At 55.0% G+C, this 378-nt stretch carries 1 pseudogene; it reads left to right on the forward strand.

Going from position 1 to position 378, the window contains the following annotated elements:
* A pseudogene (locus A3764_RS00460) lies at nt 1-284 on the forward strand (plasmid partitioning protein RepA); the annotation flags it as partial.
* Between the last annotated feature and the right edge of the window lie 94 nt (nt 285-378).

The raw sequence follows: 378 nt of genomic DNA on the forward strand, positions 1-378 counted from the left end.
TACAGTATGATCACTTCAAGTTCCTGATCACGCGGGACGAGCCAACGGATGTGCCCTCGCAACAGCTGACCTCGTTTATGCGTGCGCTGTTCCAAGATCGCGTCATGTCGGCGACCGCTCTCAAGAGCACAGCAATCAGTGATGCGACCATGCTCAAACAATCCATCTATGAAGTCGTGCGCTCTGAGATGACTCGCGCGACGTACGATCGCGCAAAAGGTTCGATGGATGCCGTTGGCCACGAAGTGGAGGTCATGATCCACCAGTCATGGGGGCGTAAGTAATGGCAAGGAAGTCACTTCGAGATATGTCGGGGATCGCGAACACCATCGCGCGCTCCAGCAGCACTTCGACTGAGAAGACTCCCAAGACTAGTGC

The organism is Sulfitobacter sp. HI0129 (assembly GCF_001635395.1).
Taxonomy (GTDB): domain Bacteria; phylum Pseudomonadota; class Alphaproteobacteria; order Rhodobacterales; family Rhodobacteraceae; genus Sulfitobacter.